This window comes from Flavobacterium agri (assembly GCF_013401995.1).
In the GTDB taxonomy this organism is placed as follows: domain Bacteria; phylum Bacteroidota; class Bacteroidia; order Flavobacteriales; family Flavobacteriaceae; genus Flavobacterium; species Flavobacterium agri.
In genome coordinates this window covers 31,807-56,898 of sequence record NZ_JACBJI010000005.1, presented here as the reverse complement: position 1 = coordinate 56,898, position 25,092 = coordinate 31,807, and the positions used below count along the sequence as shown (strand labels likewise).

Annotated in this window: 25 protein-coding genes and 2 tRNA genes; 15 read left to right on the top strand and 12 right to left on the bottom strand. The window is 47.0% G+C overall.

Translation table 11 applies throughout. The features are described from left to right. Positions 1–113: 113 nt before the first annotated feature. Positions 114–1,742, top strand: a complete 1,629-nt coding sequence (pruA, locus tag HZF10_RS12290; protein ID WP_176006517.1) for an L-glutamate gamma-semialdehyde dehydrogenase — start codon at positions 114–116, stop codon at positions 1,740–1,742. A gap of 77 nt (positions 1,743–1,819) precedes the next feature. Beyond that, positions 1,820–2,800 carry a T9SS type A sorting domain-containing protein gene (locus HZF10_RS12285; RefSeq protein WP_176006516.1) on the top strand — a complete coding sequence of 327 codons (981 nt, stop codon included), beginning with the start codon at positions 1,820–1,822 and terminating at the stop codon, positions 2,798–2,800. A 32-nt stretch (positions 2,801–2,832) separates the two neighbouring features. On the opposite strand, the gene rsmG is transcribed toward HZF10_RS12285, so the two are convergent. Continuing rightward, complete coding sequence (rsmG, locus tag HZF10_RS12280) at positions 2,833–3,462, bottom strand: 16S rRNA (guanine(527)-N(7))-methyltransferase RsmG (protein WP_176006515.1); 630 nt, start codon at positions 3,460–3,462, stop codon at positions 2,833–2,835. A gap of 99 nt (positions 3,463–3,561) precedes the next feature. On the opposite strand from rsmG, the gene HZF10_RS12275 reads away from it, so the two are divergent. The 8 genes from HZF10_RS12275 (at position 3,562) to fabD (ending at position 12,247) form a co-directional block, all read left to right on the top strand. Continuing rightward, the gene (locus HZF10_RS12275) at positions 3,562–4,656 is read left to right on the top strand and encodes a fatty acid desaturase family protein (protein WP_176006514.1); all 1,095 of its coding nucleotides are present in this window, start codon (positions 3,562–3,564) and stop codon (positions 4,654–4,656) included. A 29-nt stretch (positions 4,657–4,685) separates the two neighbouring features. Then, positions 4,686–5,873, top strand: coding sequence for a pyridoxal phosphate-dependent aminotransferase (locus HZF10_RS12270; RefSeq protein WP_176006513.1), 1,188 nt, complete (start codon positions 4,686–4,688; stop codon positions 5,871–5,873). A 120-nt stretch (positions 5,874–5,993) separates the two neighbouring features. Continuing rightward, positions 5,994–7,160, top strand: a complete 1,167-nt coding sequence (gene purT / locus HZF10_RS12265) for a formate-dependent phosphoribosylglycinamide formyltransferase (RefSeq protein WP_176006512.1) — start codon at positions 5,994–5,996, stop codon at positions 7,158–7,160. A 166-nt stretch (positions 7,161–7,326) separates the two neighbouring features. Beyond that, complete coding sequence (locus HZF10_RS12260) at positions 7,327–8,001, top strand: response regulator transcription factor (RefSeq protein WP_176006511.1); 675 nt, start codon at positions 7,327–7,329, stop codon at positions 7,999–8,001. Position 8,002: 1 nt separating this feature from the next. Further along, positions 8,003–9,379, top strand: coding sequence for a HAMP domain-containing sensor histidine kinase (locus HZF10_RS12255; RefSeq protein ID WP_176006510.1), 1,377 nt, complete (start codon positions 8,003–8,005; stop codon positions 9,377–9,379). A 177-nt stretch (positions 9,380–9,556) separates the two neighbouring features. Further along, positions 9,557–10,273: a hypothetical protein gene (locus tag HZF10_RS12250; RefSeq protein ID WP_176006509.1), complete on the top strand. Its 717-nt coding sequence runs from the start codon at positions 9,557–9,559 to the stop codon at positions 10,271–10,273. 42 nt (positions 10,274–10,315) lie between these two features. After that, the gene (locus tag HZF10_RS12245; RefSeq protein ID WP_246282589.1) at positions 10,316–11,242 is read left to right on the top strand and encodes a bestrophin family protein; all 927 of its coding nucleotides are present in this window, start codon (positions 10,316–10,318) and stop codon (positions 11,240–11,242) included. Positions 11,243–11,371: 129 nt separating this feature from the next. Then, positions 11,372–12,247, top strand: a complete 876-nt coding sequence (fabD, locus tag HZF10_RS12240) for an ACP S-malonyltransferase (protein ID WP_176006507.1) — start codon at positions 11,372–11,374, stop codon at positions 12,245–12,247. A 114-nt stretch (positions 12,248–12,361) separates the two neighbouring features. Here the strand turns inward: fabD and galE are convergent, their stop codons facing one another. Genes galE through HZF10_RS12225 form a run of 3 tightly spaced genes read right to left on the bottom strand, consistent with a single transcriptional unit; the run spans position 12,362 to position 14,666 of the window. Beyond that, positions 12,362–13,375 carry a UDP-glucose 4-epimerase GalE gene (galE, locus tag HZF10_RS12235; protein ID WP_176006506.1) on the bottom strand — a complete coding sequence of 338 codons (1,014 nt, stop codon included), beginning with the start codon at positions 13,373–13,375 and terminating at the stop codon, positions 12,362–12,364. Positions 13,376–13,386: 11 nt separating this feature from the next. After that, positions 13,387–13,536: a hypothetical protein gene (locus tag HZF10_RS12230; RefSeq protein ID WP_176006505.1), complete on the bottom strand. Its 150-nt coding sequence runs from the start codon at positions 13,534–13,536 to the stop codon at positions 13,387–13,389. After that, a complete protein-coding gene (locus tag HZF10_RS12225; RefSeq protein WP_176006504.1) occupies positions 13,536–14,666 on the bottom strand; it encodes a DegT/DnrJ/EryC1/StrS family aminotransferase in 1,131 nt (376 codons plus the stop codon). The genes HZF10_RS12230 and HZF10_RS12225 overlap by 1 nt, the downstream gene beginning before the upstream one ends. Positions 14,667–14,747: 81 nt before the next feature. Between HZF10_RS12225 and HZF10_RS12220 the strand changes: the two genes are divergently transcribed. The 4 genes from HZF10_RS12220 (at position 14,748) to HZF10_RS12205 (ending at position 19,008) form a co-directional block, all read left to right on the top strand. After that, a complete protein-coding gene (locus HZF10_RS12220) occupies positions 14,748–15,992 on the top strand; it encodes a 3-deoxy-D-manno-octulosonic acid transferase (protein ID WP_176006503.1) in 1,245 nt (414 codons plus the stop codon). After that, on the top strand, positions 15,979–16,440 hold the full coding sequence (locus HZF10_RS12215) for a GNAT family N-acetyltransferase (RefSeq protein ID WP_246282588.1): 462 nt from the start codon (positions 15,979–15,981) through the stop codon (positions 16,438–16,440). Before HZF10_RS12220 ends, HZF10_RS12215 begins: the two co-directional genes overlap by 14 nt. Before the next feature lie 3 nt (positions 16,441–16,443). Next, positions 16,444–18,588 carry a S46 family peptidase gene (locus HZF10_RS12210; protein ID WP_176006502.1) on the top strand — a complete coding sequence of 715 codons (2,145 nt, stop codon included), beginning with the start codon at positions 16,444–16,446 and terminating at the stop codon, positions 18,586–18,588. A gap of 207 nt (positions 18,589–18,795) precedes the next feature. Continuing rightward, complete coding sequence (locus HZF10_RS12205) at positions 18,796–19,008, top strand: hypothetical protein (protein WP_176006501.1); 213 nt, start codon at positions 18,796–18,798, stop codon at positions 19,006–19,008. A gap of 216 nt (positions 19,009–19,224) precedes the next feature. On the opposite strand, the gene HZF10_RS12200 is transcribed toward HZF10_RS12205, so the two are convergent. The 6 genes from HZF10_RS12200 to HZF10_RS12175 form a co-directional block, all read right to left on the bottom strand. Further along, the gene (locus HZF10_RS12200) at positions 19,225–19,944 is read right to left on the bottom strand and encodes an SDR family NAD(P)-dependent oxidoreductase (RefSeq protein WP_176006500.1); all 720 of its coding nucleotides are present in this window, start codon (positions 19,942–19,944) and stop codon (positions 19,225–19,227) included. A gap of 135 nt (positions 19,945–20,079) precedes the next feature. Next, the gene (locus HZF10_RS12195) at positions 20,080–20,889 is read right to left on the bottom strand and encodes a DJ-1/PfpI/YhbO family deglycase/protease (RefSeq protein WP_176006499.1); all 810 of its coding nucleotides are present in this window, start codon (positions 20,887–20,889) and stop codon (positions 20,080–20,082) included. A gap of 32 nt (positions 20,890–20,921) precedes the next feature. Beyond that, positions 20,922–22,331: an antibiotic biosynthesis monooxygenase gene (locus HZF10_RS12190; protein ID WP_176006498.1), complete on the bottom strand. Its 1,410-nt coding sequence runs from the start codon at positions 22,329–22,331 to the stop codon at positions 20,922–20,924. A 249-nt stretch (positions 22,332–22,580) separates the two neighbouring features. Continuing rightward, on the bottom strand, positions 22,581–23,159 hold the full coding sequence (locus HZF10_RS12185) for a Crp/Fnr family transcriptional regulator (RefSeq protein WP_176006497.1): 579 nt from the start codon (positions 23,157–23,159) through the stop codon (positions 22,581–22,583). A gap of 148 nt (positions 23,160–23,307) precedes the next feature. Beyond that, on the bottom strand, positions 23,308–23,874 hold the full coding sequence (locus tag HZF10_RS12180; protein WP_176006496.1) for a cupin domain-containing protein: 567 nt from the start codon (positions 23,872–23,874) through the stop codon (positions 23,308–23,310). Continuing rightward, positions 23,861–24,103: a 2TM domain-containing protein gene (locus HZF10_RS12175; RefSeq protein WP_176006495.1), complete on the bottom strand. Its 243-nt coding sequence runs from the start codon at positions 24,101–24,103 to the stop codon at positions 23,861–23,863. The genes HZF10_RS12180 and HZF10_RS12175 overlap by 14 nt, the downstream gene beginning before the upstream one ends. A gap of 163 nt (positions 24,104–24,266) precedes the next feature. On the opposite strand from HZF10_RS12175, the gene HZF10_RS12170 reads away from it, so the two are divergent. Continuing rightward, a complete protein-coding gene (locus HZF10_RS12170; protein ID WP_176006494.1) occupies positions 24,267–24,842 on the top strand; it encodes a Crp/Fnr family transcriptional regulator in 576 nt (191 codons plus the stop codon). A 65-nt stretch (positions 24,843–24,907) separates the two neighbouring features. On the opposite strand, the gene HZF10_RS12165 is transcribed toward HZF10_RS12170, so the two are convergent. Together HZF10_RS12165 and HZF10_RS12160 are read right to left on the bottom strand one after the other, a co-directional pair. Beyond that, positions 24,908–24,993: transfer RNA gene (locus HZF10_RS12165), tRNA-Leu, on the bottom strand. 11 nt (positions 24,994–25,004) lie between these two features. Continuing rightward, positions 25,005–25,080: transfer RNA gene (locus HZF10_RS12160), tRNA-Gly, on the bottom strand. Positions 25,081–25,092: the final 12 nt, after the last annotated feature.

Genomic DNA, 25,092 nt, shown 5'->3' with positions numbered 1-25,092 from the left:
CTGTGAATCTGACAATCTAAAACCCAAATCACATCGATTCGTTACGGAATTCACAATTCGGATATTTTTAAAATCCCGATTCGTTATCTTTGTGCCACCAAAAAAGAAACGATATGCCAAAAGGTTTTTTTAACGTACCGAAAGCCGTCAACGAGCCGGTAAAATCATACGCTCCCAATTCGCCCGAAAAGGCCGCAGTTCTTGCCGCTTACCGCGAATTGTGGAACGCGAACATCGAAGTGCCGCTTTACATCGGAAGCGAGCAGATCAAAACGGGCAACACCCGTAACATGACGCCGCCTCACGATCACAAACACATCGTAGGAAAATATCACCTGGCCGAAAAATCTCATGTAGAGAAAGCCATCTCGACTGCGCTCGATGCCCGCAAAAACTGGGCTTCCTTACCATGGGAACAACGCGCCGCGATTTTCCTGAAAGCAGCCGAACTTATCGCTGGACCGTATCGTGCGAAAATCAACGCCGCAACGATGATCGCCCAATCCAAAACGATTTTCCAGGCCGAGATCGACGCCGCTTGCGAACTCATCGACTTTTTGCGTTTCAACGTAGAATTCATGACGCAGATTTACGCCGACCAGCCAAAATCGACTTCGGATATGTGGAACCGCGTCGAATATCGTCCACTTGAAGGTTTCATTTATGCCGTGACGCCGTTCAACTTTACCGCGATTGCAGCCAATTTGCCTGCAAGTGCCGCTTTGATGGGCAACGTCGTGGTTTGGAAACCGAGCGATTCGCAGGTTTTCTCGGCAAAAATCATCATCGACGTATTCCGCGAAGCTGGTGTTCCCGATGGCGTAATCAACGTCGTTTTTGGAGACGCCCAAATGATTTCGGAAACCGTTTATGCAAGCCCTGACTTCGCCGGAATCCACTTTACGGGCTCGACGCATGTGTTCAAGGACATTTTCAAGCACATCGGAAACAACATCGAAATCTATAAAACCTACCCGAGAATTGTCGGAGAAACAGGCGGAAAAGACTTCATCGTCGCACATCCGAGCGCCAACGTACGTCAGGTCGTGACCGGAATCGTGCGCGGCGCATTCGAGTTCCAGGGACAGAAATGTTCGGCGGCTTCACGCGCTTACATTCCGCAAAGTTTGTGGCCGGCCGTGAAATCGGAGCTCGAAAAAGACATGAAATCGATGAAAATGGGTACGCCCGAAGATTTCTCGAACTTCATCACAGCCGTGATCCACGAAGGTTCTTTCGACAAATTGGCCAAATATATCGATGGCGCCAAAGCGGATACGGATGCCGAAATCCTCGTCGGCGGAAACTACGACAAATCTGTCGGATATTTTATCGAACCGACCGTTATCGTAACCACGAATCCGAAATACGTGACCATGGAAACCGAATTGTTCGGACCTGTGATCACGATTTATGTGTATGAAGACGCCAAATGGGCCGAAACATTGAAACTCGTAGACGAAACTTCGCCTTATGCGTTGACCGGAGCGATTTTCAGCAAGGACCGTTACGCGATCAACGAAGCCACGAAAGCGTTGGAAAATTGCGCAGGAAACTTCTACATCAATGACAAACCGACGGGAGCCGTCGTGGGCATGCAGCCATTCGGCGGTGCGCGCGCTTCGGGAACGAACGACAAAGCGGGTTCTGCACAGAACTTGTTGCGTTGGGTTTCGCCTCGCACGATAAAGGAAACTTTCGTGACACCGGTCGATTACCGTTACCCGTTCCTAGGCGAATAATTAACTCGCAAATAACTGAAGCCCCGATATTTGTCGGGGCTTTTTTGTTACTTTTGATACAAATCAAAGCACTACCTATGAAAAAAACAATACTCTCTTTATTTATGTTGACCTGTGTTGCGGCATCGGCCCAAGTTGCCGTCAACCGCATTTTTCCCGACGATGATACGGTTTGGACGGTCGTGACTTCGGGAACGGCTCTTAACGAAACCGCAGGCGCGAACCAAACCTGGGTTTTCGACCAACTCGTCTCCCTTGGCGATACGTCCTACCAACAGGAAACCCCTACACCTGCCGACATCTCGACCTATCCGAATACGACAGGAGTTTTACAGTCCGCCGATACGGGAAGTATTTATTATGCGCTGAATCTTGCCGGAAATTTGACGGTTACGGGTATCGCATCGACCGAATTCAACATCAACTATTCGACGAACAATGCCAATGTGGGCCAATTTCCGATGTCATTCGGATATACGAATTCCGATACGACGGCCGGAACCTATTCGGGAATGGGTTATTCGGGAACTTTTAGCGGAACGGTCGCGACTTCGGTCGACGCTTACGGATCGTTGACCCGAAATATCGGTTTCGGCCTTCCGACATACGATGTGACACGCGTAAAAGTCGTACAGACCTTGTCGTTGAACTATCTTATCTTCAATAATATCGGAACGGCGACACAAACCACTTATACGTATTTCAACGAAAACGTCGGCCCGATTTTCAGGACGACGACGCTTACGATCAACGTTCCACAACTCAACCTCGACGAAACGTCGACAACGATAGAAACGCTTATCGCGGGATTGTTGTCTACGCCTGCGAATGAGGCCAATAACGTCGTGTTGTATCCGAATCCCACAAAAAATACGCTGAACATCGAATCGGAAAATCAGGTAAAAGCGATATCTATTGCGGATATGACGGGCAAAACCGTGTTGCATCTCGAAAATCCTGCGTCACAAATCGATATTTCGGGCTTGGCTACGGGAATTTATTCGGTGACCGTTTCATCCGATACGGGAACGAAGACGCAAAAGCTCATCAAAAACTAAATAAAAATCCCGGCCGTGAAGACCGGGATTTTTTATCCTTTGTATTTGACGGGAAGATAGACGACTTTCTTGGTTTCGAAAAATTCATTGTCGAAGAAATCGGGTATCTCGAACAATTGGATTTTTTGGTAATCCTTGAGTTCTTCGGAAAGATCGCCACCTTTGAGATATAAAATCCCATTCGCCAAATCGTGTTTTTGCGGTTTGGCGATTTTGTTTTTGACCCAGGAAACGAAATCGGGCATGTTCGTAACGGCACGGCTTACGATGAAATCGAACTGTTTGTCTACGGTTTCGGCTCGTTTTTGTTCGGCTTTCACGTTTTTGAGTCCGAGCGCATCGGCCACGGCCTGCACCACTTTAATTTTCTTTCCTATGACATCTATCAGGTAAAAATCTGTTTCTGGGAACAAAATTGCAAGCGGAATTCCGGGGAAGCCGCCGCCTGTACCTACGTCCATGACCGAAGAACCCGGCTCGAACGGCTGTACTTTGGCGATCGCGAGCGAATGCAACACGTGACGCGTGTAGAGCTCGTCTATGTCTTTTCGCGAAATGACGTTGATCTTGGCGTTCCAATCCTCGTAAAGCCCGCGCAATTGGGCGAATTGTTCCTTTTGTATATCAGTGAGATGCGGAAAATAACGCAGGATTTCTTCCATCGTGAATTTTTTGCAAAAGTAACCAATCGCGACGGAAATTTTTTGTTTTTGTAAACGTTTGAACCTGTTTTAATAACTACCTTTGGCATCATTTTTATCATGAATTACACCCTACCTACATTTTCGACCCAAGATTCCATGAAATTCTTCAGGACAATCAATTCGCGGGTCAACGCCTACTTCAAGGAAAACAACATCAAAAAGACCGGAAACTGGCAGATTTATCTCAAAACCGCGATACTTTTCGCCGTTTTCCTCACACCCTATTTCCTGATTCTCGCGATCGATCTGCCGTTTTGGGCGCACCTGCTCTTGAGCGTAGCCATGGGCGTCGGAATGGCCGGAATCGGCATGAACGTGATGCACGACGGCAACCACGGCTCGTATTCGTCTAAAGGTTGGCTCAACAAATTTATGGGCGGCACGATTTACGTGTTGGCCGGAAACGTGTACAACTGGCAAGTTCAGCACAATGTTTTGCATCATACGTATACCAATATCCACGGGCACGATGAAGATCTCGAAGCCGGAAAAATCATCCGTTTTACACAGGAGGCCAAGTGGAGACGCTTCCACAAATTCCAACATTACTATTCGATTTTCCTTTACGGATTATTGACGTTCAACTGGGCGCTCACGACCGATTTCAAACAGATGCACCGTTATCTCAAACGCAAATTGTCTTACGGGAAATTCAAAAGCCCTGCAATTCAATGGACGACTTTGGTCATCACCAAAGCGATTTATTTCTCGATTTGGATCGTAATCCCGATGATCGCCGGAATCGTTTGGTGGAAAGTACTCATCGGATTTTTCGTGATGCACTACGTCGCCGGACTTATCCTGAGCGTGGTTTTCCAGCTTGCACATGTCGTGGAAGCCACCGACAACCCGATTCCGGATGAAAACGGCACGATGGAAAACACCTGGGCGATCCATCAGTTGTATACGACAGCTAATTTCGCACCGAAGAACAAGATCGTGAATTGGTTTACGGGCGGTTTGAACCATCAGATCGAACACCACATTTTCCCGAACATCAGCCATGTGCATTACGGAAAAATATCCGAAATCATCAAACAGACGGCAGCCGAATGCAATTTGCCGTATCACGAATTCAAGACGATGCGATCGGCCGTTGCCGCGCATTTCAGGCATTTGAAACAACTTGGAACCAAACCCGAGATCGCTTAAAAACCTCTATCAAACATACACAACAAGACATGAACCATTTACTTTCCGACAGGGTCAACCAAATGGCCACTTCCCAAACGCTGGCTATGGCCGCTTTGGCTCGTGAACTTAAGGCTCAGGGCAAAGACGTGATCAGCCTTTCTTTGGGCGAACCCGATTTCAACACTCCCGATTTCATCAAGGAAGCCGCGAAGAAAGCGATAGACGAGAATTACAGCACGTATTCGCCCGTCGACGGTTACGTAGAACTCAAGGAAGCGATTTGCCGCAAATTCAAACGCGACAACGATCTTGATTACAAACCGGCGAACATCGTCGTTTCTACGGGAGCGAAACAGTCGCTGTACAATATCGCCCAAGTGATGCTCAACGAAGGTGACGAAGTGATTTTGCCTGCACCGTATTGGGTTTCTTATTTCGAAATCGTGAAAATGGCTGGCGGAATTCCTGTCGAAGTGCCGACTTCGGTAGAATCCGATTTCAAGATCACGCCCGAACAACTCGAGAAAGCCATCACGCCGAAAACCAAGATGGTGTGGTATTCGTCTCCTTGTAACCCAAGCGGTTCGGTGTATACGCGTGAGGAATTGACCGCACTTTCTAAAGTATTGGAAAAACACCCGAACATATTCGTGGTTTCGGACGAAATCTACGAACACATCAATTTCGCCGGGAATTTCTGCTCGATCGCATCGATTCCGGGCATGTTCGAAAGAACGATTACCGTAAACGGAGTCGCCAAAGCGTTCGCAATGACGGGTTGGAGAATCGGATATATAGGTGCGCCGGAATTCATCGCCAAAGCGTGTACAAAAATGCAAGGGCAGGTGACTTCGGGAGCGAATTCGATCGCACAACGCGCTACGATTACGGCTGTAGATGCCGATCCGTCGGTATTGAACGACATGGTCAACGCGTTCAAGAACCGCCGCGATTTGGTGATCGGATTGATCAAGGAAATCCCGGGCTTGAAAGTCAACGTGCCAGATGGTGCTTTCTACGCTTTCCCCGACGTTTCTTCTTTCTTCGGAAAAACCCTTCGCGGAAAACTCATCAACAATGCCGACGACCTCGCTATGTATCTTTTGGCCGAAGCCAACGTTGCTGCGGTAACCGGTGACGCTTTCGGAAACCCGAACTGCATCCGACTTTCGTACGCGACCAGCGAAGACCAGCTCAAGAAAGCATTTGCACAAATCAAAGAGGCACTGGCCTAAAACATAAGCCTCGGAAATTCTGGGGCTTTTTTAATTTTGGGCTGTCAGCACTACCAAACCTCAAAGGTTTTGAAAACCTTTGAGGTTTCTACAAAGCCCTCCAACATCAACACATCCACCATGCAAAAGAAAATACTACTTCTCGGATCAGGCGAACTCGGAAAGGAATTCGTCATCGCGGCCCAAAGAATCGGCCAAAAAGTGATTGCCGTCGACAGTTACGAAAACGCTCCGGCCATGCAGGTCGCGCACGGTTTTGAAGTCATCAACATGCTCGACGGAGCCGAACTCGACCGCATCGTAGCCAAACACAATCCCGATTTCATCGTTCCCGAAATCGAAGCGATCCGCACCGAGCGTTTTTACGATTACGAAAAGCAAGGCATTACGGTCGTTCCTTCAGCAAAAGCGGCGAACTTCACGATGAACAGGAAGGCGATACGCGATTTGGCCGCAAAAGAACTCGGCCTCAAAACCGCAAATTATCGTTATGCGACCTCAGCCGACGAATTGAAATCGGCGGTAGAAGAAGTCGGCATTCCGTGTGTCGTGAAACCGTTGATGTCGTCTTCGGGCAAAGGCCAATCGACGATCAAATCGCACGACGATATCGCAAAGGCGTGGAAATATGCGGTCGAAGGTTCTCGCGGCGATGTCGTAGAAGTCATCGTCGAAGCGTTCGTGAAATTCAATTCCGAAATCACATTGCTTACCGTCACCCAAAACATGGGCCCGACGTTGTTCTGCTCACCGATCGGTCACAGACAGGAAAGAGGCGATTACCAGGAAAGCTGGCAACCGGCACAGGTTTCGGAGAAAGACCTTTACGAAGCTCAGGATATGGCCGAAAAAATCACCGAAGCGCTTGGTGGAGCCGGCATTTTTGGCGTGGAATTCTTTTTGGCCGACGACGGTGTATATTTTTCGGAACTTTCGCCTCGTCCGCACGATACGGGCATGGTCACATTGGCCGGAACACAAAACTTCAACGAATTCGAATTGCATTTGCGCGCCATTTTGAGCCTTCCGATTTTCGAAATCCGACTCGAAAAAGCCGGAGCGAGCGCGGTCATACTGGCTTCCGAAAACTCAGAGCACCCGACTTTTACGGGAATCGAGGAAATCTCGGGTCTTGCGAAAACCGACTTCCGTCTTTTCGGAAAACCGACATCGCGTCCGTACCGCAGAATGGGTGTGGCTTTGGTTAGCGATGCGGTAGAAACACCGATCGAAGAAATCGTCGACAAAGCGAAAGCCGCGGCCGCGTTGGTAAACGTACGCGCCTAAAAACCGATTTCACAGCAATACATCCGCTTTTTTTCGAATGATTCGGAAAGAAGCGGATTCTTTTTTGGGATTCCCAATAATGCCCGCAAAGCTTGACTTTTAGCGTTTATTTCACACTTCAATACTTATTTTTGGCAAATCTGAAATCCGAAGTAAAACGCCAAAGATGAAATTGCTGATTGTCGAAGACGAACCGAATTTGCTTTCCGTGATCCGAAAAGGATTCGCCGAAAAAGGCCACGACTTAAGTGCAGCCCTCGACGGCAATACGGCGATGCTCATGCTCGAGGAACACACGTTCGACGCGGTAATTTTAGATGTGATGCTTCCCGACGTGAACGGCATCGAAATCTGCAGACGATTGAGAGCCGCCGGGAATTTCGTACCGATTTTGTTTTTGACCGCGCTCGGAAGTACCGAAAACATCATCACCGGATTACAGGCCGGAGCCGACGATTACGTGAGCAAACCGTTCAAATTCTCGGAACTCGAAGCCCGTATCCACGCGCTTGTTCGGCGCTCGACTCAAGAACACAAACCTTTGGAGACGATCGTGATCGGCGATCTGCAACTCGACAACCGCACCAAGACCGTGAAACGCGGAGAAGACGAAATCTCGTTGACCGCAAAGGAATACCGACTGTTGCATTACCTGGCCAAGAATTCCGAAACCATCTTGACACGCGAACAGATTCTCGACAACGTGTGGGACATCAATTTCGAGATGAACACCAACGTGGTCGATGTGTACATCAATTACCTGCGCAAGAAAATCGATAAGCCGTACAAAGAAAAACTGATCCAAACCATGAAAGGTGTGGGTTACACTTTAAAAGCCTAAAATGCAGATACGCAAAAAAGTCGCCGTCACTTATGTCGCGCTCTCGGGTTTGAGCACGTTGTTGTTGTGCGCGGTGATGGTTTTTTTATTCAAGAACAACAACCAATACTACTTTTTGAAGCGGTTGCAGGATCGCGCGAAAATCGTCTCATCGATACATTACCAGAACGATCCCGAAAAAGCCGAATATTACCGTCAGCTCAAGAGCAACGGGCTCGAGGAACTCATAGATGAGAATGACTTCGTACTTCCCGTGAACGGAAAAAACTCGTTCGAATACAATACCGAACTCAACCTTTCGCCCGAATTCTTCAAGGAAGCCCTGGCAAATGGTTCATCTTGGGTAGAAGACGACAGCCGTTACCATTATGCCCAATTGTTCGAGGAGAACGGCAAAAAGTACATCGTAGTGATCACAGCCCGCGACAGACGCGGCAATACAAGTACGATGTACATCATCCGGATCATGGCCATAGGCGGCATCGCGTTTTTGGTGCTCGCTTATTTCCTGGGACGTTTTCTGGCCAATACCGTATTGAATCCGATTTCGAGAATCAATGGCGAAGTGAAACGCATCAGTGCTTCCAATCTTCACAAACGCCTCGAACAGCCCGAAAACACAGACGAAATCGCCGTGTTGACCGATACGTTCAACGACATGCTCGACCGTTTGGAAACCTCTTTCGAGATTCAGGCGAACTTCATCAACAACGCTTCTCACGAACTCAAGACGCCGATCACGACGATCATGGCCGAGACCGAAATCATCCTGCAAAGCAAGCGTTCGCCCGAAGAATACCAGGAAGCCCTTTCGCATATCAACGCCCAGGCGACCAAACTCGGCAACCTTACCGAAAGCCTTCTGAAACTTACGCGCACGGGTTACGACGGCAACAAACAGGTGCTCGATGTGGCGCGTATGGACGAGCTGCTCATGGACGTCAAATCGGATCTCGATAAATTGTTTCCCGATAACAACATCAGCCTGCGTCTCGACGAAATGCCCGACAACGACGAGTATCTTTTATTGCCGTGCAACAGGCCGTTGCTCGAATTGGCCTTGTCCAACGTGATTTCGAATGCCGTCAAATATTCTGACAACAGCGTGGTTTTCGTCGCGCTGATGGCCGACAGCAAACAGCTTTCGATCCGCATCACCGATATCGGAATCGGCATTCCCAAAGAAGACCTTCCGTTCCTATACGAACCGTTTTTCAGAGGCAAAAAGGCTTCGAGGTATACGGGTTACGGACTCGGGCTTCCGCTCGCGTTCAAAATCATCCGCATGCACAACGGCACACTCGACATCCAATCGGAACAGGAAAAAGGCACGATGGCGACAATTACCTTTAAAAGGAGCGGTTCGGATTCTTTGTAGTTTTTTGGGGATTCCGACGAAGGAGGAATCTCATCCGAAGCCAATTGGTCGAGATTCCTCCTTCGTCGGAATCCCAACATTAAAATCTCTAATGCGAAATCTTAGGAAATTCTAAGATAGGATTAAGGCCATGCTAATCTCGTGGTCGTTGTTTTGTATCCAGAAAAAACAACGACCATGAAAAATATCCTTATCCCGACCGTTTTAGAAAAAGACACTTTAGCTTCTGTCGAAAGCGCGATCTCTTATGCCAACGGCCAAAATTTCGACCTTGTACTGCTACTTTTGAATGAAACCGACAACGCTTATTCCGCGTCGGCCTACTTACGGAATTCGAAACCCGCTTTTTCGGCTTCCCAACAAAAGACACTTGAAGATTGCCAGCGGCTTGCTTTGAAATTCGACAACATCAAGCTTCATGTGCAACGCCAATCCTCGATTTCGGCTCCGTTACTTCGTAATTTATTGTCGGTGTTGGAAATCGGATTCGTGATCGTTCCGAAATCGTTCCGCGAATCCTCGAAAAAAATCAACCGTCATTGCCTCGGATTGCTCGCCAACAGCCATTGTCCGATCCTCAATTTGTGTGATGCGCCGACTTCGGAAATGCAAAAAGCGCTGTATCTGGAATATGCCGAAAGCAAACTCCAGGTTTCGGACCTGCAGCAACGTCTCGACGGGAAATTCGCGTTCCGAATCGTGAGCCAGGCACGCATCAACAAACAAGAAGAGCGGTCGCTTGACCAATTGCTGCTCGAAACCATCACGCGAAACGACATCGACTTGCTAGTGGAAACCCGCAAACCGACAAAAGTGAAACTCGGCAAAAAATTTCCCTCATTCCACGACGATCTGAAACTGCCCGTGCTTTCTGTTTTTGAAGAAATCCGTTAAACGTCAAAATCCGATTTTATGCTTTTAAAAAAGAAAATTCCAATGAAATACGTGCTCGGCAAAATTAAGATCGAGCTCTCGCTTGTGTTGATTTACTCGGTCTCGTTCTGGCTGATCCATTATTTTTACGAAGCCGTCCCGTTGACGATCCCGGTCGCGATTCCGGCCATCATCGGCACGATCATTTCGCTTTTGCTCGCGTTCAAATCGAACCAAGCGTACGACCGTTGGTGGGAAGCGCGTATCGTTTGGGGCGCCATCGTCAACGATTCGCGATCGCTTTTGCGTCAGGTGGTCGCGTTTTACAAAGATCCCGATTTCTCGGACGAAGCCAACCGTTTCAAGGAACAATTCGCCAAAAGACAGGCCGCCTGGTGTTTCAGCCTTGCGAACCGATTAAGGGGAAAAGATTCGCTCAAACCCGTAAAGGAATTTTTGGACGAAGACGAATTCCACATCGTAAAACGCCACAAGCACATTCCGAACGCTTTGCTTTTGATGCATTCCAAAGAACTTACGAAAGCCACCGAAAAAGGACGTTTGAACACATTCCAACAAGTGGAAATCGACAACACGTTGACGCGATTGTGCGATTCCATGGGAAAAGCCGAACGCATCAAAAACACGATTTTCCCGACCACTTACAGCATGTACATCCGGTTCACGCTTTGTCTTTTCGTGATGCTGTTGCCGTTCGGGATGGTCGAGGATTTGGGCTGGCTCATGATTCCCGTCGTGACGACGATGGGCGCGGCTTTTTTCCTTATCGAAAAAATGGCGATCCATTTGCAGGATCCGTTCGAGAACCGTCCGACCGATACGCCGATGACCGTCATTTCGAACAACATCCACAAAGATTTGCTTGAGATGGTCAACGAATTCCGCGAAGAATACGAGCACGAACTGCAACGCAAAATGCCGCATCCGACGCCCGCGATGAAGGTCAAGCAGCCTTATTTCGTGTTGTAAAACAATCGTACGTTCTTTATTCTATATATTACATTTGTGGAAAAAGCCTGGATCCGTCCGGGCTTTTTTATTGCGGTTGAGGCGTGAAAAAGTAGTATTTTTGTTTTCCTAAATATCGAAAACAGTTATATGAAAGCATACGTTTTTCCGGGCCAAGGCGCCCAATTCACGGGAATGGGAAAGGAATTGTACGAACAATCCGATTTGGCGAAAGAACTTTTTGAACGCGCCAACGAAATCCTGGGCTTCCGAATCACGGACATCATGTTTGAAGGCACGGCCGAAGAACTCAAGGAAACGAAAGTCACGCAACCCGCGGTTTTCCTGCATTCTGTGATTTTGGCCAAGACGATGAACGAATCGTTCAAACCCGAAATGGTCGCCGGACACTCGTTGGGCGAATTTTCGGCTTTGGTCGCCAACGGCACTCTTTCTTTCGAAGACGGACTCAAATTGGTTTCCCAACGCGCTATGGCGATGCAGAAAGCCTGCGAAATCACGCCTTCTACGATGGCCGCGGTTCTCGGTCTCGAAGATGAAAAAGTAGAAGAAGTTTGTGCCTCGATCGACGGTGTCGTCGTACCCGCGAATTACAACTGTCCGGGACAACTCGTGATTTCGGGGGAGACATCGGCTGTAGAAAGAGCGTGTGAAGCCATGAAAGCCGCCGGAGCGAAACGCGCTTTGATTTTGCCTGTCGGCGGAGCATTCCACTCGCCAATGATGGAACCGGCTCGTGAGGAATTGGCCGCCGCTATCGAAGCGACTTCGTTCTCGACCCCGATTTGTCCGGTTTACCAAAACGTGACGGCAAATGCCGTTTCCGATCCTGCGGAAATCAAGAAAAACCTGATCATCCAATTGACGGCACCGGTAAAATGGACGCAATCGGTTCGCCAGATGATCGCCGACGGAGCGACTTTGTTCACCGAAGTCGGACCTGGAAACGTGCTTCAGGGATTGATTAAGAAAATCGATAAGGATGCTGAAGTTGCGGGAGCGTGATTCTTATTTTCATTTTTTATTGTTTATTCTCCGACCTTAATAAAGCAGAAAGCCCGATTTACAAATCGGGCTTTCTTATTGGACTAAAAAATAAATAATAGTAATAGGAAATAATCAGGAACGAATCTTCAACTCCCACTTCCAGGCGCTCTCCAAACTGTCTTCCAAACTCGATTCGGCTTTCCAGCCCAAAACGTTGTTGGCCTTGTCTGTGTTGGCGTAAGCTTCGGTGATGTCGCCTTCACGCCTTCCGACGATCTGGTACGCCAATTTCTTTCCGCTGATTTTCTCGAACGCATTGATGACCTCGAGTACCGAACTTCCGGTTCCTGTCCCGACGTTGAACGTTTCGACCTTCTCTACATTCTTCTTGTTTATCAAACGTTGCAATGCGACCACGTGCGCTTTTGCCAAATCGACGACGTGGATGTAATCGCGTATGCAAGTGCCGTCCGGAGTCGGGTAATCGTCACCGAAAACCGAGAGCTTTTCACGCAATCCGATTCCCGTTTGGGTGATGAACGGCATCAGGTTCTGTGGCACGCCGATAGGCAATTCCCCGATTTCGGCCGACGGATGCGCGCCTACCGGATTGAAGTAACGCAGCAAAATCGCGTTGATGTTCGTGACTTTGGTCGTATCGGTAATGATTTCCTCACCTATTTGCTTGGTGTTCCCGTAAGGCGACATGGCCGGTTGAACCGATGCGTCTTCGGTAATCGGCATCTTTTCGGCTTGACCGTAAACCGTGCAAGATGAACTGAAAATAAAGTTCGCCTCGGGTTTTTTGGCCAATTCCTGCAACAGGTAAACCAACGTATTGATGTTGTTCTCGTAGTACAACAACGGATTCTCGACGCTTTCGCCAACCGCTTTCGAAGCCGCGAAATGGATCACACCCGAAACATCCTGATGACGTGCGAAGAAATCCTGCACCGCCGACTTTTCGCGCAAGTCCAATTTCTCGAAAATCGGTGTTTTGCCTGTTATGGCCACGATTCCGTCCATCACTTTTTCGGTCGTGTTCGAAAGGTTGTCGATGATGACCACGTCGAACCCTACGTTCTGCAATTCGACTACGGTGTGCGAGCCTATGAATCCGAGACCGCCTGTAACGAGAATTTTCATGTCTTTGTGTTTTATTCGGCGCTTTCTACGGCAGCCGGATGAGTATAGATTGGTTTCACGAATTTTTTCATGACGAAACGCGTCCCGAAAAATGCAGCCGCAAAAATCAACACGAACAAGATGATTTGTTTGGTCAATTTCGATTTGGGTTGATTTTCCATCACTTGAGGAATTCCAAAACGCTAGACGTGATGAAATCGATCTGCTCGTCGTCGAGTTCGGTATGCATCGGCAACGAAAGCACTTCTTTGCACAATTGGTTCGTCACCGTGAAATCTTCTTCTCTATAACGGGTATCGAGATATGCTTTTTGCGCATGAAGCGGAATCGGATAATAAATTGCGCACGGAATGCCTTTGTCGAGCAAATGTTGCATCAATCCGTCGCGGTCGCCATCGATAATCCGAAGCGTATACTGATGGAAGACATGACTGTCTTTTTCACCTGTAATCACCGGAGTCACGATTTTCGGATTGTTCGCGAAAGCCGCAGAATATTTGGCGGCTGCCGACTGACGTGCGTGATTATACGTATCGAGGTTCGGCAATTTCGCATTCAGGACCGCAGCCTGAACCGAATCCAAACGCGAATTCACACCTACCACATCGTGATGGTAACGCACGTACATGCCGTGGTTGACGATGCCGCGAAGAATGTGGGCCAAATTGTCGTCGTTCGTAAAAATCGCACCGCCGTCTCCGTAACAGCCGAGGTTTTTCGACGGAAAGAACGAAGTCGAGGACACATGTCCGATCGTTCCGACTTTCTTTTTCGACCCATCCGAGTATTTGTAATCCGCGCCGATCGCCTGGGCGTTGTCTTCGATCACATACAAATTGTGCTCGGCCGCGATTTTCATGATTTCTTCCATGTTGGCGGCCTGTCCGAACAAATGCACGGGAACGATGGCTTTGGTTTTCGGGGTGATCGCTTTTTTGATCGCATCGATCGAAATGTTGAACGTATCGGGCTCGACATCGACCAAAACCGGCGTCAGTTTCAAAAGCGCGATGACTTCTACGGTAGCGGCAAACGTGAAATCTGCGGTGATGACTTCGTCTCCTTGTTGCAACCCGAGTCCCATCATCGCGATTTGCAGCGCATCGGTTCCGTTGGCGCACGGAATCACGTGCCTGACATCCAGATAATCCTCAAGATTCTTCTGGAAAGCGTGCACGGCAGGTCCGTTTATATAAGAAGTCGTGTCTAAAACCTCTTGAATCGAGGCATCTACGGTAGCTTTTATTTTTTCGTACTGACCTTTGAGGTCAACCATTTGTATTTTTTTCATGCCTGAAATTTAGCGACACAAAACTACTAAATAACTGACTGTCGGCAATGAAATTTCTGTAAAGTCCGTATTTTAGCGGCCATGTTTGCAATCTACGGCTTACTGGTTTCGATCGCCGGGTTTTTTCTTCGGATAGTCGCTCTTTTCAATCCGAAAATGAAGTTGTTCGTCGACGGAAGGAAAACGGTTTTCAACACGTTATCGTCAAAGATTTCGCCATCGGAAAAAACCATCTGGTTTCATGCCGCGTCTTTGGGCGAATACGAGCAAGGTTTGCCCGTGATGGAAGCGATGCGTTCAAAATTTCCGAACCATAAAATCGTACTCACGTTTTTTTCGCCTTCGGGTTACGAAATCCGAAAGAACAATGCGATTGCCGATGTGACGGTTTATCTTCCGATGGACACCACGCCCAACGTAAAGCGATTCCTCAATTACGTCCATCCCGATTTGGTTTTCATGATCAAATACGAATATTGGCCCAATTATTTGAACGAACTCAAAAAACGCAACATCCGCACGTTTTTGATTTCGGGGATTTTTCGCGAAAACCAGGTTTTTTTCAAATGGTATGGCGGATTTTACAGAAAAGCGCTGGACACGTTCGAACATTTTTTCGTCCAGAATTCACGCTCGAAAGATTTATTGGCGAAACTCGGAAAACACAATGCGACGGTTTCTGGCGATACGCGATTCGACCGAGTCGCGGCGATTCTCGAAAAAGACAATACGCTCGATTTCATTTCGGAATTCAAAAACGATACGATTACGATCGTCGTCGGAAGTTCTTGGCCAAAAGACGAAACCTTGCTCGTCGATTTCATCAACAAAACGACCCAAAACGTCAAGTTCATCATCGCGCCCCATAATATCAAGGAAGCGCAGATATCGGAACTCAGGAATTCGATTTCGAAAAAAGTCGTTTTGTTTTCGGAAAAAGAACGCAAAAATTTATCGGAATTCGATGTTTTTGTGATCGACACGATCGGAATCCTGACCAAAATCTACAGTTATGCCGATATCGCGTACGTTGGTGGCGGTTTCGGAAATCCGGGCGTGCACAATATTTTGGAACCCGCGACTTTTGGAGTCCCGATCGTCATCGGCTCGAATTATTCGCATTTTGCCGAAGCGACGGCTTTGGTCGATATGGGCGGATGCGTTTCGATCGACAACCAATCCGAGCTCGATGAAACATTCGATCTTTTGATTTCGAACGAAGACGAACGATACGAAAAAGGCCATATCTGTTCGACTTTCGTGCAGATGAACAAAAATGCGACGTCTACCATCATGAAACATTTTGCATCCGATGACGACGTATAGGCCGATATCCGAAAGAGACATTGAAATCCTCGTTGCGATGATGCGGGATTTTTATGCGATCGACGGCTATCCGATCGATGTCGAAGTTTCGAAAGTATTGTTCTCCCAATTCATTTCAGACGAAAAGCTAGGCCGTGCTTGGCTTATCGAACAAGACGGAAACGTTCTCGGATACATCATCCTCACGTTCATTTTCAGTTTCGAATTCGCAGGGAAAATCGCTTTCGTCGACGAACTTTACATCAAACAAGAAGCGCGTGGCAAAGGCCTTGGCAAGTCCAGCATCGATTTCATCAAGCTCGAAGCCGAGAAATTAGGGTTGAAATTGTTGTATCTTGAAGTGGAACATCACAATTCGAACGCGAAAAAACTGTATTTGGGCAAAGGCTTTTCCGAACACAAACGCCAACTGCTGATACACAAAATAAACAATAACAATAATCAATAAATAATGACCAGATTACTCAAAATCCTGATTCTTTTCGTCTGTGTCCAAATGTCGGCCCAACAAGGCGGCATGTGGATTCCGTCGCTTCTCGAAGGCATGAACGAAAAGGAAATGAAAAGCCTCGGCATGAAAATGACGGCCAAGGACATTTACGACGTGAACAATTCGAGCCTTAAGGACGCCGTACCTCAATTCAACGGCGGTTGTACAGCCGAAGTGATTTCCCCGAAAGGGCTTCTATTGACGAATCACCATTGTGGTTTCGACGCGATCCAAAATCATTCGACGGTCGAACACGATTACCTCCAGGACGGTTTTTGGGCATACAACATGCAGGATGAACTGCCGAATCCGGACATGGTCGTGATGTTCATCGTGCGCATCGAAGACGTGACGACGAAAGTGCTCGAAGGCACGCAGGCGTTGACTTCGGAAGCCGACAAACAGAAAAAAATCCAGGAAAACATTACATCTTTGTCGAATTCTTTGCCTAAAGAAAGCTGGCAGGAAAACAAGATCCGCACGTTTTACGAAGGCAACCAATATATGTTGTTCGTGACCGAAACGTATAAGGACATCCGTTTGGTGGGTGCGCCTCCGTCGTCTATCGGAAAATTCGGATCGGATACCGACAACTGGGTTTGGCCGCGTCATACGGGCGATTTTTCGCTTTTCAGGATTTATGCCGACAAGAACAACAAACCGGCCGCGTACTCGAAAGACAACGTTCCGTATACGCCGAAACACTTCCTCCCTATTTCTTTGGATGGAATTAAAGAAGATGATTTCACGTTGGTTTTCGGGTATCCGGGAAGAACGACCGAATATTTGCCAGCGGTTGCGGTCGAGCAGATCGTGAACGAACTCAATCCGGCGAAAATCGAAGTGCGCGATGCGGCTTTGAAAGTCGAGGATGGATTCATGAGAAAAGACCAGTCGATCAAAATCCAATACGCTTCTAAATATGCGGGCATCGCCAATTATTGGAAAAAGTGGATCGGTGAAACGCAAGGCCTCAAAAAATCGAATGCGGTCGCGCTCAAGAAAAAAGACGAAGCCGAATTTACCAAACGCGTCGAAAAAGCCGCAAAGAAAGCCGAATACGGAAACCTCTTGACCGAATTCGAAACCAATTACAAAGAAATCGCGCCTTATGGTTTGGCCCGCGATTACTTTCAGGAAATCGCGCTCCGCAACACCGAATTGACGAGTGTGGCCTTCCGCATGTACCAACTCGAGCAGGTTTACACCACCAAAGGCGAACAGGCGTTCAACGCGCGCAAGCAGAATATGATCGACCAACTTGTGGATTTCTACAAAGATTTCAACAAAACTGTAGACGAGAAAGTGTTCGAACAATTGATCGCGATTTATTCGAAGAAGTATCCGGCGCAATTTTTACCTGCGAGTTTAAAGAACGTGAATGCAACGGCTTTGGCTTCGGAAGTCTATTCGCAAACCAAGCTCACTTCTCTTGACGGATTGAAATCGCTTTTGAACGGCGATGCGAAAACCGTTATCACGAACCTCAACAACGACAAGGCTTTCAAGGTTACGAAAGAAATGGCCGAGTCGTATTTCAATTCGGTAGCTCCTAAATACGATGAGATCAATTTGAAGATTTCGGCTTTACAACGTACCTACGTGAAAGCACAATTGGAGCTTTTCAAAGACAAACGCCTTTTCCCGGATGCGAACAGCACGCTGCGCGTGACCTACGGAAAAGTCAAGGGATACGACCCGAAAGATGCTACGATCTATACGCCAGTTACGTATTTGGACGGCGTCATGGAAAAATACGTGCCTGGCGATTATGAGTTCGACGTGCCTCAAAAGCTGATCGACCTTTACAATGAGAAAGATTATGGCCAATACGGGGAAAACGGAAAAATGCCCGTGTGCTTTATCGGTACGAACCACACGACCGGCGGAAACTCGGGAAGCCCGGCTATTGACGCGAAAGGCAACCTGATCGGCTTGAACTTCGACCGTGTTTGGGAAGGAACGATGAGCGACATCCATTATGATCCATCGATTTGCCGAAACATTATGGTAGATGCTCGTTATGTTCTTTTCATCATCGATAAGTTCGCGAATGCCCAAAATTTGATGGGAGAATTGAAACTCGTGCACCCGAAAAGGAAGTAATATCCTAATTTTCAAAATGTTACATTTATTTTGAAAATTTTATAACTTTTTTGCTGTTGCGCTGTTTTTTGGCACGGCAATTGCTAAAAAACGACCAAGGCAAATGTTAAGGTTTTTTCAGAAAAAAGATTTGAAAAAATTTTTCGATAATAAAAAATTTATATCTTTGCCTCGAATTAATAATTAACCTTTTTATAATTAAGTAAGATGAAAAAAGTATTTTTGAGCTTGGCTATGATCGCTGCTTTGACAGTTGTATCTTGCAAAAACAACGAAGAAAAACCAGCTGAAGAAGTTGCTCCAGTTGAAGAAGTTGCTCCAGTTGAAGAGGCTGCTCCAGCTGCTGACACTACTGCTGCTGCTGCTGACACTACTGCTGCTGCTCCTGCAGAAGCTGCTCCAGCTGCTCCAGCTAAGTAATTTAAGCTTAGAGAACAAAATAAAGCTCCGCATCGCGGGGCTTTTTTTATGTCCGTTCATCACTAAATCCTTCTTTACGGTAAGTCGCAACTGCTTCATAATTTGGAAAAAGCAGAAAGGCCACAAAAATTCGCAGCCTTTCCAATCATCAATAAAACAAAAAATCATTTACTATAAAGACGGCGAGCTATTGCTATAGCGGTGATTAGCTTTTAATTATTGGGCGGTGTAACCTCCGTCGATCACGAGCTCGGAACCGGTCACGTAACTCGCTTCGTCACTCGCCAGGAACAAAACGCCATTGGCGATTTCCTCTGGCTTACCCGCGCGTTTCATAGGCGTCGAATCGATAACCCATTGGTTGAGTTGCGCATCCTGGCTATCGGTTAAAGGTGTCGTGATAAAACCCGGATGTACAGAGTTGACGCGGATTCCCTTAGTCGCATACGTAAGCGCCGCATTTTTAGTCAGGACGGCGACCGCTCCTTTGGCTGCGTTATAGGCTGCAACATCCGCGGCACCGACGGTTCCCCAAATCGAAGAAACATTGATAATCGAGCCATAAGCCTGGTTGAGCATTTGCGGAATGCTGTGCTTCATCCCCAAGAATACGCCGGTTTGGTCGATGGCAATCAATCTGTTCCAGCGTTCCAGTTCAAGTTCGTGGATTGGCGTATAATCGATAACTCCGGCGTTGTTGACCAAAATATCGAGACGCCCTTTCTCTTCCAACACTTGTTTTACGGCCGCTTTCCAGTCATCTTCTTTAGAAACATCGGCTTTAATGAAAGACACGTTTTGTCCGTAAGCCGCATCATCTTTGATATCAAGCGCATAGACGAAAGCGCCTTGTTCTACGAATTTATTGACGATAGCCAAACCGATTCCTTGATTAGCTCCCGTTACGATTGCGATTTTGTTTTTTAAAAGTTCCATTTTTTTGAATTCAAATTACTTATTGTTTTACCTAGTACTTGTTATTGCTTACCAATAAATTTCGGCAATAAAAAAGCCCGCCTAGTACTAGGTCCAATTAAGACGGGCTTTGTATTTTTTATTTATTCGATACGATTATTTCTTCGCTAGCCAATTTTCTACGGCTCGCGAGAAATCGGCCACATCGATCGGGTGGCGGCTAGTGATGATATTTGCATCGACTACGACAGGTTCGTCCGAAACGATTCCGCCCGCATTTTTAAGATCGGATTGAATGTTCCAGTAACCCGTCAGTTTTTTGCCTTTAAGAATGTCGGCCGAAGCCAAAACAACCGGAGCGTGACAAATCGCCGCAATCAATTTCCCCGACTTGTTGAAATCTTGCACAAATTTGATCACGTCTTTATCGTAGCGAAGGTTATCCGGATTCCATGCGCCTCCGGGAATGAATACCGCGTCGTAATCGCTCACTTTGATCTGGTCGGCAGTGCGGTCGAATTTGACCCATCCGACCGGTTGCAGGTATTGGATCGCCATGATATGCGTTTTCGCCATTTCGGGCGTACTCAATCCGTAACGTGCCGGAGCCGGATTGAATTTAGGCGCGACGATGTCGACTTGGGCGCCGAGTTCACGGAAATACCAAACCGGCCCAAGCAATTCGATTTCCTCAAAACCATCAGCGGCGAGCACCGCGATTCTCTTGCCTTTGAGTGCCGTCTTATTTTTTACCGGAGTAAAGAAAAACGATTTCAAGGCTTCGTTTCCGGGCGCATTGAGCAATTGGGAAACCGGCATGACCGAAACGTGTGAAGGCGACGCCAGCTGGTTCATGACATTCAATTCGTGCACGCTGCTTTCTTGTGCTTTCTGCGCATCGGCATTTGTGGTTGCGGCGAACAAAATGATGACGCCGGCTGCAATGTTTTGGATTTTTGTCTTCATGTCTAAAGATTTAATTAATGATATGATTGTGATTATTCTCTTGTAAGTGGTGCAAATTCGATCAACGTGTGCAGGCCGTTTTGGAATGGCGGTTTTTTGATGCTCGTCTCCAAATATTCGATGACGGGTTTGATCGGAGGGAAATCCAGATGGTATTGAAAAGCGGCCTGGCTCCTGAATTTCTCGAAAGTCACGAACAACGTACCATCGCCTTCCACTTGCGAAAGCTGATACGTCACCACGCCGGGTTCGCTGCGGAATTGCGGCATCGCTATATGGTAAGTGTCTTTGAATTTTTGCTCTGTCCCTTTTTTGGCGTCGACAAAAAGCATGATCGTGAGCTGTTCGTCGGTTTTGGTTGTGGTTTTTCTCCATTGGGATTTTGAAAGCGGTTCGAGATCACTCAAATTGTAGTTTTTCGAGAACGCATTTTTTTGTAATGATTTCAATGCTTTCGCTTCGGTAGTTTTAACGAAATCTGCATACTCGCTTTTATTTTTCCATCGTTCGATAAGCCACAATACAGACGGTTTATCTTTTTCATAATAAGCTTCAGCCATGACGTTGCCTTCTCTGGACAATGCCGATTGCACATATTCGCTTATGACTTTTCGAAACTTTTGATCATCTGTGGTTTTTACCTCGAATTGACTCATTTTCGCAACCATGTCGAGGTTTTCCAACTGCTGCAAAACACTTTCGCCAATCATTTTGGCCGATTGCGGATTCTGTCCCGTCACCACACGTTTATCAGCAACGACATGTGCTTGCCAAAGACCAGATTTCTCGAAGATCGCGCCTCTTTCAATGAGTTTGGACTCCAACAAAAAAGGAACAACCTTGTCGAGTTTGACCGCGACCTCTTCTTCATTCGTAAACGCATTGATCTTTTTGCCGTCGACAAGGTATTTGCCATTCGAAAGTTTGATGTTCACAAGTCCCGCCGGACCGTGACATACCGCGCTTACGATTCCGCCGTTTTCATAAATTTTGGCCGCGATATTTGCCAGTTGCTTATTGTCCGCAAAATCCCACATCGCGCCGTGGCCGCCGGCATAATGGATCGCGATATAATCGTTCGGATTTATCTGCGAAGGCTTGAGCGTGTTCTCGATTTTGCTTTTGTAACGCGCATCTTCCCAAAATTTCCTGTTCGTCTCATCCGAAAGATTGAAACCGTCAACCGGCGCTTTGCCTCCTTTCGGGCTTACAAAATCGATTTCATACCCGGCATTGGCCAATATTTCCCACGGATGCGAAACTTCAGACAGGTAAAAACCAGTCGGTTCGCCCGTCTCTCCTTTTTTGTCGTGGCTCGTCACCACAAATAGAATCTTCTTTTTCATGTTGTCCTGATGTTGTGCTTTTCCTTGGTTTTCCATGAATAGGAACACGGCAAAAAACAGTACCGCTTTTTTTAAGACTGAAGTCGTTGCTTTCATAATCGTTGATTTTGATTGTCTTTTTTGCAGAAGCACCTAACCGATTGAAAATGTGCTTCGTTTACAGGACAAAGTTGCGGCAAGCGTGCGTGATAAAAGTTGAGCGAACGCACTAAGAATGTGTGACTTGAATCACACTTTCGACAGGAATATATCGGCAATGCCTAAATCCAAAGGAATTTTCAAGAATGACGCATCCGCATCGGGATAACCCGATAAAAAAATTTGTAATAAAAAATGATTGAAAACCTACGTCTGAAGATTACCGCCCGAATAAAGACGGCTTAGTGTTTCGCGGCTCACGCCCAGATATTCGGCTATGTACTTTTTCGGGACTTTGCTCACGATTCCCGGATACATTTTCGCGAATTCCTCATACCGTTGTTTCGGACTTCCCGAAAGCAACGAACAAATCCTGCGTTGCTGGGCCGAGTAGCCTTTGGTGAGTTTCATCCGGAAAAAATGCTCCATCTTGTGCATTTCCGAAGCCAGTTTCTCGCGTGACAAAAGCGTCAAACAATACACTTCGGCCTCTTCCATACAAACAATGTTCATGTTCGACGGCACTTGCCCGAAGAAAGCGTTGTAATCGGAAAGCCACCAATTCTCTAAAGCGAACTGAACGATATACTCCTTGCCTTCCTTATCGAGATAAAACGCCCTGAAAATACCTTTGGCAATCCAATACTCGCAGGTAACCATATCGCCATCCTGCAAAAGATATTGGTGCTTCCTCACCTTCTTTTCGCTGAAAAAGGTTTTGATGTACTCAAATTCCTGGTCGCTTACGGGCGTGATTTCCTCTATGTGTTTTCTGAGCTTATCCATGTTCAGGCGAGCTGTCGGGTGAATTTGTCATAATAAAAATAGCGATTTTTTGTGATGGATTCGCTATTGGATTTACAGACGTAAATCGGATTTCGGCATACATACTTTCTGAAGGCACGAGAAAACTCTCATCGTTTTCAAATTGGATTCAACGTAAGCTTTGTTCGAATTCTCCGTCTATCAAAATGAAGGCGACGCGGCAGTTTTTATTCGTGCGGTTGGCCCAGGCATGGTTCGTACCGCGTTGGATGACGATATCTCCAGCATGGATCACGGTTTCTCCTTTGTCGACGATCAGTGTCAACTCACCTTCGAGTACGATGCCGTAATCGATGGTTTGGGTGCGGTGCATCAACGGATGAGGCGCATCGTTTGCCGCTTTCGAAGAATATTCGCCAGACATGGTTTTAAAATGTCCGCGTGCTTCTTCTTCTGTAAGATTGCGGATTTCGTCTCCTTCTGGCGGAAAGTCGATGACCCGGATGCGCGTTCCCGATTTGGGCGGAGCCAGCACCAAACCTGCTTCTTCCGGTTCGCCCGACTGGCTGTCAATCAAAGCGGGCGTTTGTCTCGTGTTCCAGATTTCGTGGAATTTGGCTCCGTTTGGTCCGCCGACCATAAACGTGCGATCGGGTGCGGCATCAGACAAAATGATGGCTTTGCGGTCTGTATCGTGGCCGGTGACGATGCGCCTGAAGGTGTTATTCGTTTCCATAGCCCAAATATTTAGTCTTTTTGCCGAATACGAATACGCCCAAATAATGGAAGATTACGCCTACTGCCCAAGCCGGTGTAGACCAAAGCGGCCAAGGATAAGTCGTGTCGGTCAAGTACCACACGATGAAGACCACGGGAGTCAGGACCAAAAATGTTAGGAAATGGATGTTGAATCCGAGTGCTGTTTTTCTTTTTGCCGCCTTAGCGACTTTGACATTCGTTCTCATGATAATTCGATTTTAGTTATTAATGACTTGTGACTTCCAACCTGGAAAGGCTGATTATTAAATTATTATGAGACAAAGTTAAAATCAGCCAAAAAGAAAAACCATTGACTTAGGTTAAGAATCCGAAACAGATTATCTATTTTTAATTTCTATCTGAGTAGTTATGGACCAACTCAAGCAAGTCGTCACTTCTTTCGTTTCAATGTCGGATGTCGAGTACGATCTGGCGCTTCCGATCATCGAGCGCATCGAAGTAAAAAAAGACACGAATTTGCTTGAGCAAGGCCAGGTTTGTCGTCACGTTTACTTTATCGAAAGCGGTTTTTTCAGGATGTTTTATGTAGACTACAAGGGAAACGAAGTCAACAGCAGATTTGCCAAACCCAATGATTTCATGGTCGATTTCGCGAGTTTCATCACCCAAAAAGGATCGTTGTATTATTGGAAGGCGATGGAAGACTCCAAAATTCTCGCGTTGGATCGCGAAGAAATCGAAAAGATTTACGACAAATCGCCGGCTTGGTCAAAATTCGGAAGACTGATCGCGGAATCGAGCTACCTGCAAATCAATGCGCGCGAAGAAATGCTGCATTTCCAAACGCCCGAACAGCGATATGCGACCATTTTGAAGAAAGAACCTCATCTGTTCCAAATGATTTCGCAAAACCAGCTTTCGTCCTATATCGGCATCAAGCCCGAATCGTTAAGCAGACTACGAAAAAGAATGTTGGGAAAATAAACAGAATTTGTACCAAATAAAAAACCCGCAAAGAATTAATAATCATTCGTTGCGGGTTTATTTTGTACTCGGAGCGGGACTTGAACCCGCACAGGCATTACTGCCCACTGGATTTTAAGTCCAGCGTGTCTACCGATTTCACCATCCGAGCGGTAGTCACCTTGGAGCGAAAAACGGGATTCGAACCCGCGACCTCCACCTTGGCAAGGTGGCGCTCTACCAACTGAGCTATTTTCGCGTATTATCAGTA

Bases quoted from the DNA above. Each gene is read 5' to 3' on its own strand.
- pruA (WP_176006517.1), top strand. From the start codon at position 114: ATGCCAAAAGGTTTTTTTAACGTACCGAAAGCCGTCAACGAGCCGGTA.
- HZF10_RS12285 (WP_176006516.1), top strand. From the start codon at position 1,820: ATGAAAAAAACAATACTCTCTTTATTTATGTTGACCTGTGTTGCGGCA.
- rsmG (WP_176006515.1), bottom strand. From the start codon at position 3,462: ATGGAAGAAATCCTGCGTTATTTTCCGCATCTCACTGATATACAAAAG.
- HZF10_RS12275 (WP_176006514.1), top strand. From the start codon at position 3,562: ATGAATTACACCCTACCTACATTTTCGACCCAAGATTCCATGAAATTC.
- HZF10_RS12270 (WP_176006513.1), top strand. From the start codon at position 4,686: ATGAACCATTTACTTTCCGACAGGGTCAACCAAATGGCCACTTCCCAA.
- purT (WP_176006512.1), top strand. From the start codon at position 5,994: ATGCAAAAGAAAATACTACTTCTCGGATCAGGCGAACTCGGAAAGGAA.
- HZF10_RS12260 (WP_176006511.1), top strand. From the start codon at position 7,327: ATGAAATTGCTGATTGTCGAAGACGAACCGAATTTGCTTTCCGTGATC.
- HZF10_RS12255 (WP_176006510.1), top strand. From the start codon at position 8,003: ATGCAGATACGCAAAAAAGTCGCCGTCACTTATGTCGCGCTCTCGGGT.
- HZF10_RS12250 (WP_176006509.1), top strand. From the start codon at position 9,557: ATGAAAAATATCCTTATCCCGACCGTTTTAGAAAAAGACACTTTAGCT.
- HZF10_RS12245 (WP_246282589.1), top strand. From the start codon at position 10,316: ATGAAATACGTGCTCGGCAAAATTAAGATCGAGCTCTCGCTTGTGTTG.
- fabD (WP_176006507.1), top strand. From the start codon at position 11,372: ATGAAAGCATACGTTTTTCCGGGCCAAGGCGCCCAATTCACGGGAATG.
- galE (WP_176006506.1), bottom strand. From the start codon at position 13,375: ATGAAAATTCTCGTTACAGGCGGTCTCGGATTCATAGGCTCGCACACC.
- HZF10_RS12230 (WP_176006505.1), bottom strand. From the start codon at position 13,536: ATGGAAAATCAACCCAAATCGAAATTGACCAAACAAATCATCTTGTTC.
- HZF10_RS12225 (WP_176006504.1), bottom strand. From the start codon at position 14,666: ATGAAAAAAATACAAATGGTTGACCTCAAAGGTCAGTACGAAAAAATA.
- HZF10_RS12220 (WP_176006503.1), top strand. From the start codon at position 14,748: ATGTTTGCAATCTACGGCTTACTGGTTTCGATCGCCGGGTTTTTTCTT.
- HZF10_RS12215 (WP_246282588.1), top strand. From the start codon at position 15,979: ATGACGACGTATAGGCCGATATCCGAAAGAGACATTGAAATCCTCGTT.
- HZF10_RS12210 (WP_176006502.1), top strand. From the start codon at position 16,444: ATGACCAGATTACTCAAAATCCTGATTCTTTTCGTCTGTGTCCAAATG.
- HZF10_RS12205 (WP_176006501.1), top strand. From the start codon at position 18,796: ATGAAAAAAGTATTTTTGAGCTTGGCTATGATCGCTGCTTTGACAGTT.
- HZF10_RS12200 (WP_176006500.1), bottom strand. From the start codon at position 19,944: ATGGAACTTTTAAAAAACAAAATCGCAATCGTAACGGGAGCTAATCAA.
- HZF10_RS12195 (WP_176006499.1), bottom strand. From the start codon at position 20,889: ATGAAGACAAAAATCCAAAACATTGCAGCCGGCGTCATCATTTTGTTC.
- HZF10_RS12190 (WP_176006498.1), bottom strand. From the start codon at position 22,331: ATGAAAGCAACGACTTCAGTCTTAAAAAAAGCGGTACTGTTTTTTGCC.
- HZF10_RS12185 (WP_176006497.1), bottom strand. From the start codon at position 23,159: ATGGATAAGCTCAGAAAACACATAGAGGAAATCACGCCCGTAAGCGAC.
- HZF10_RS12180 (WP_176006496.1), bottom strand. From the start codon at position 23,874: ATGGAAACGAATAACACCTTCAGGCGCATCGTCACCGGCCACGATACA.
- HZF10_RS12175 (WP_176006495.1), bottom strand. From the start codon at position 24,103: ATGAGAACGAATGTCAAAGTCGCTAAGGCGGCAAAAAGAAAAACAGCA.
- HZF10_RS12170 (WP_176006494.1), top strand. From the start codon at position 24,267: ATGGACCAACTCAAGCAAGTCGTCACTTCTTTCGTTTCAATGTCGGAT.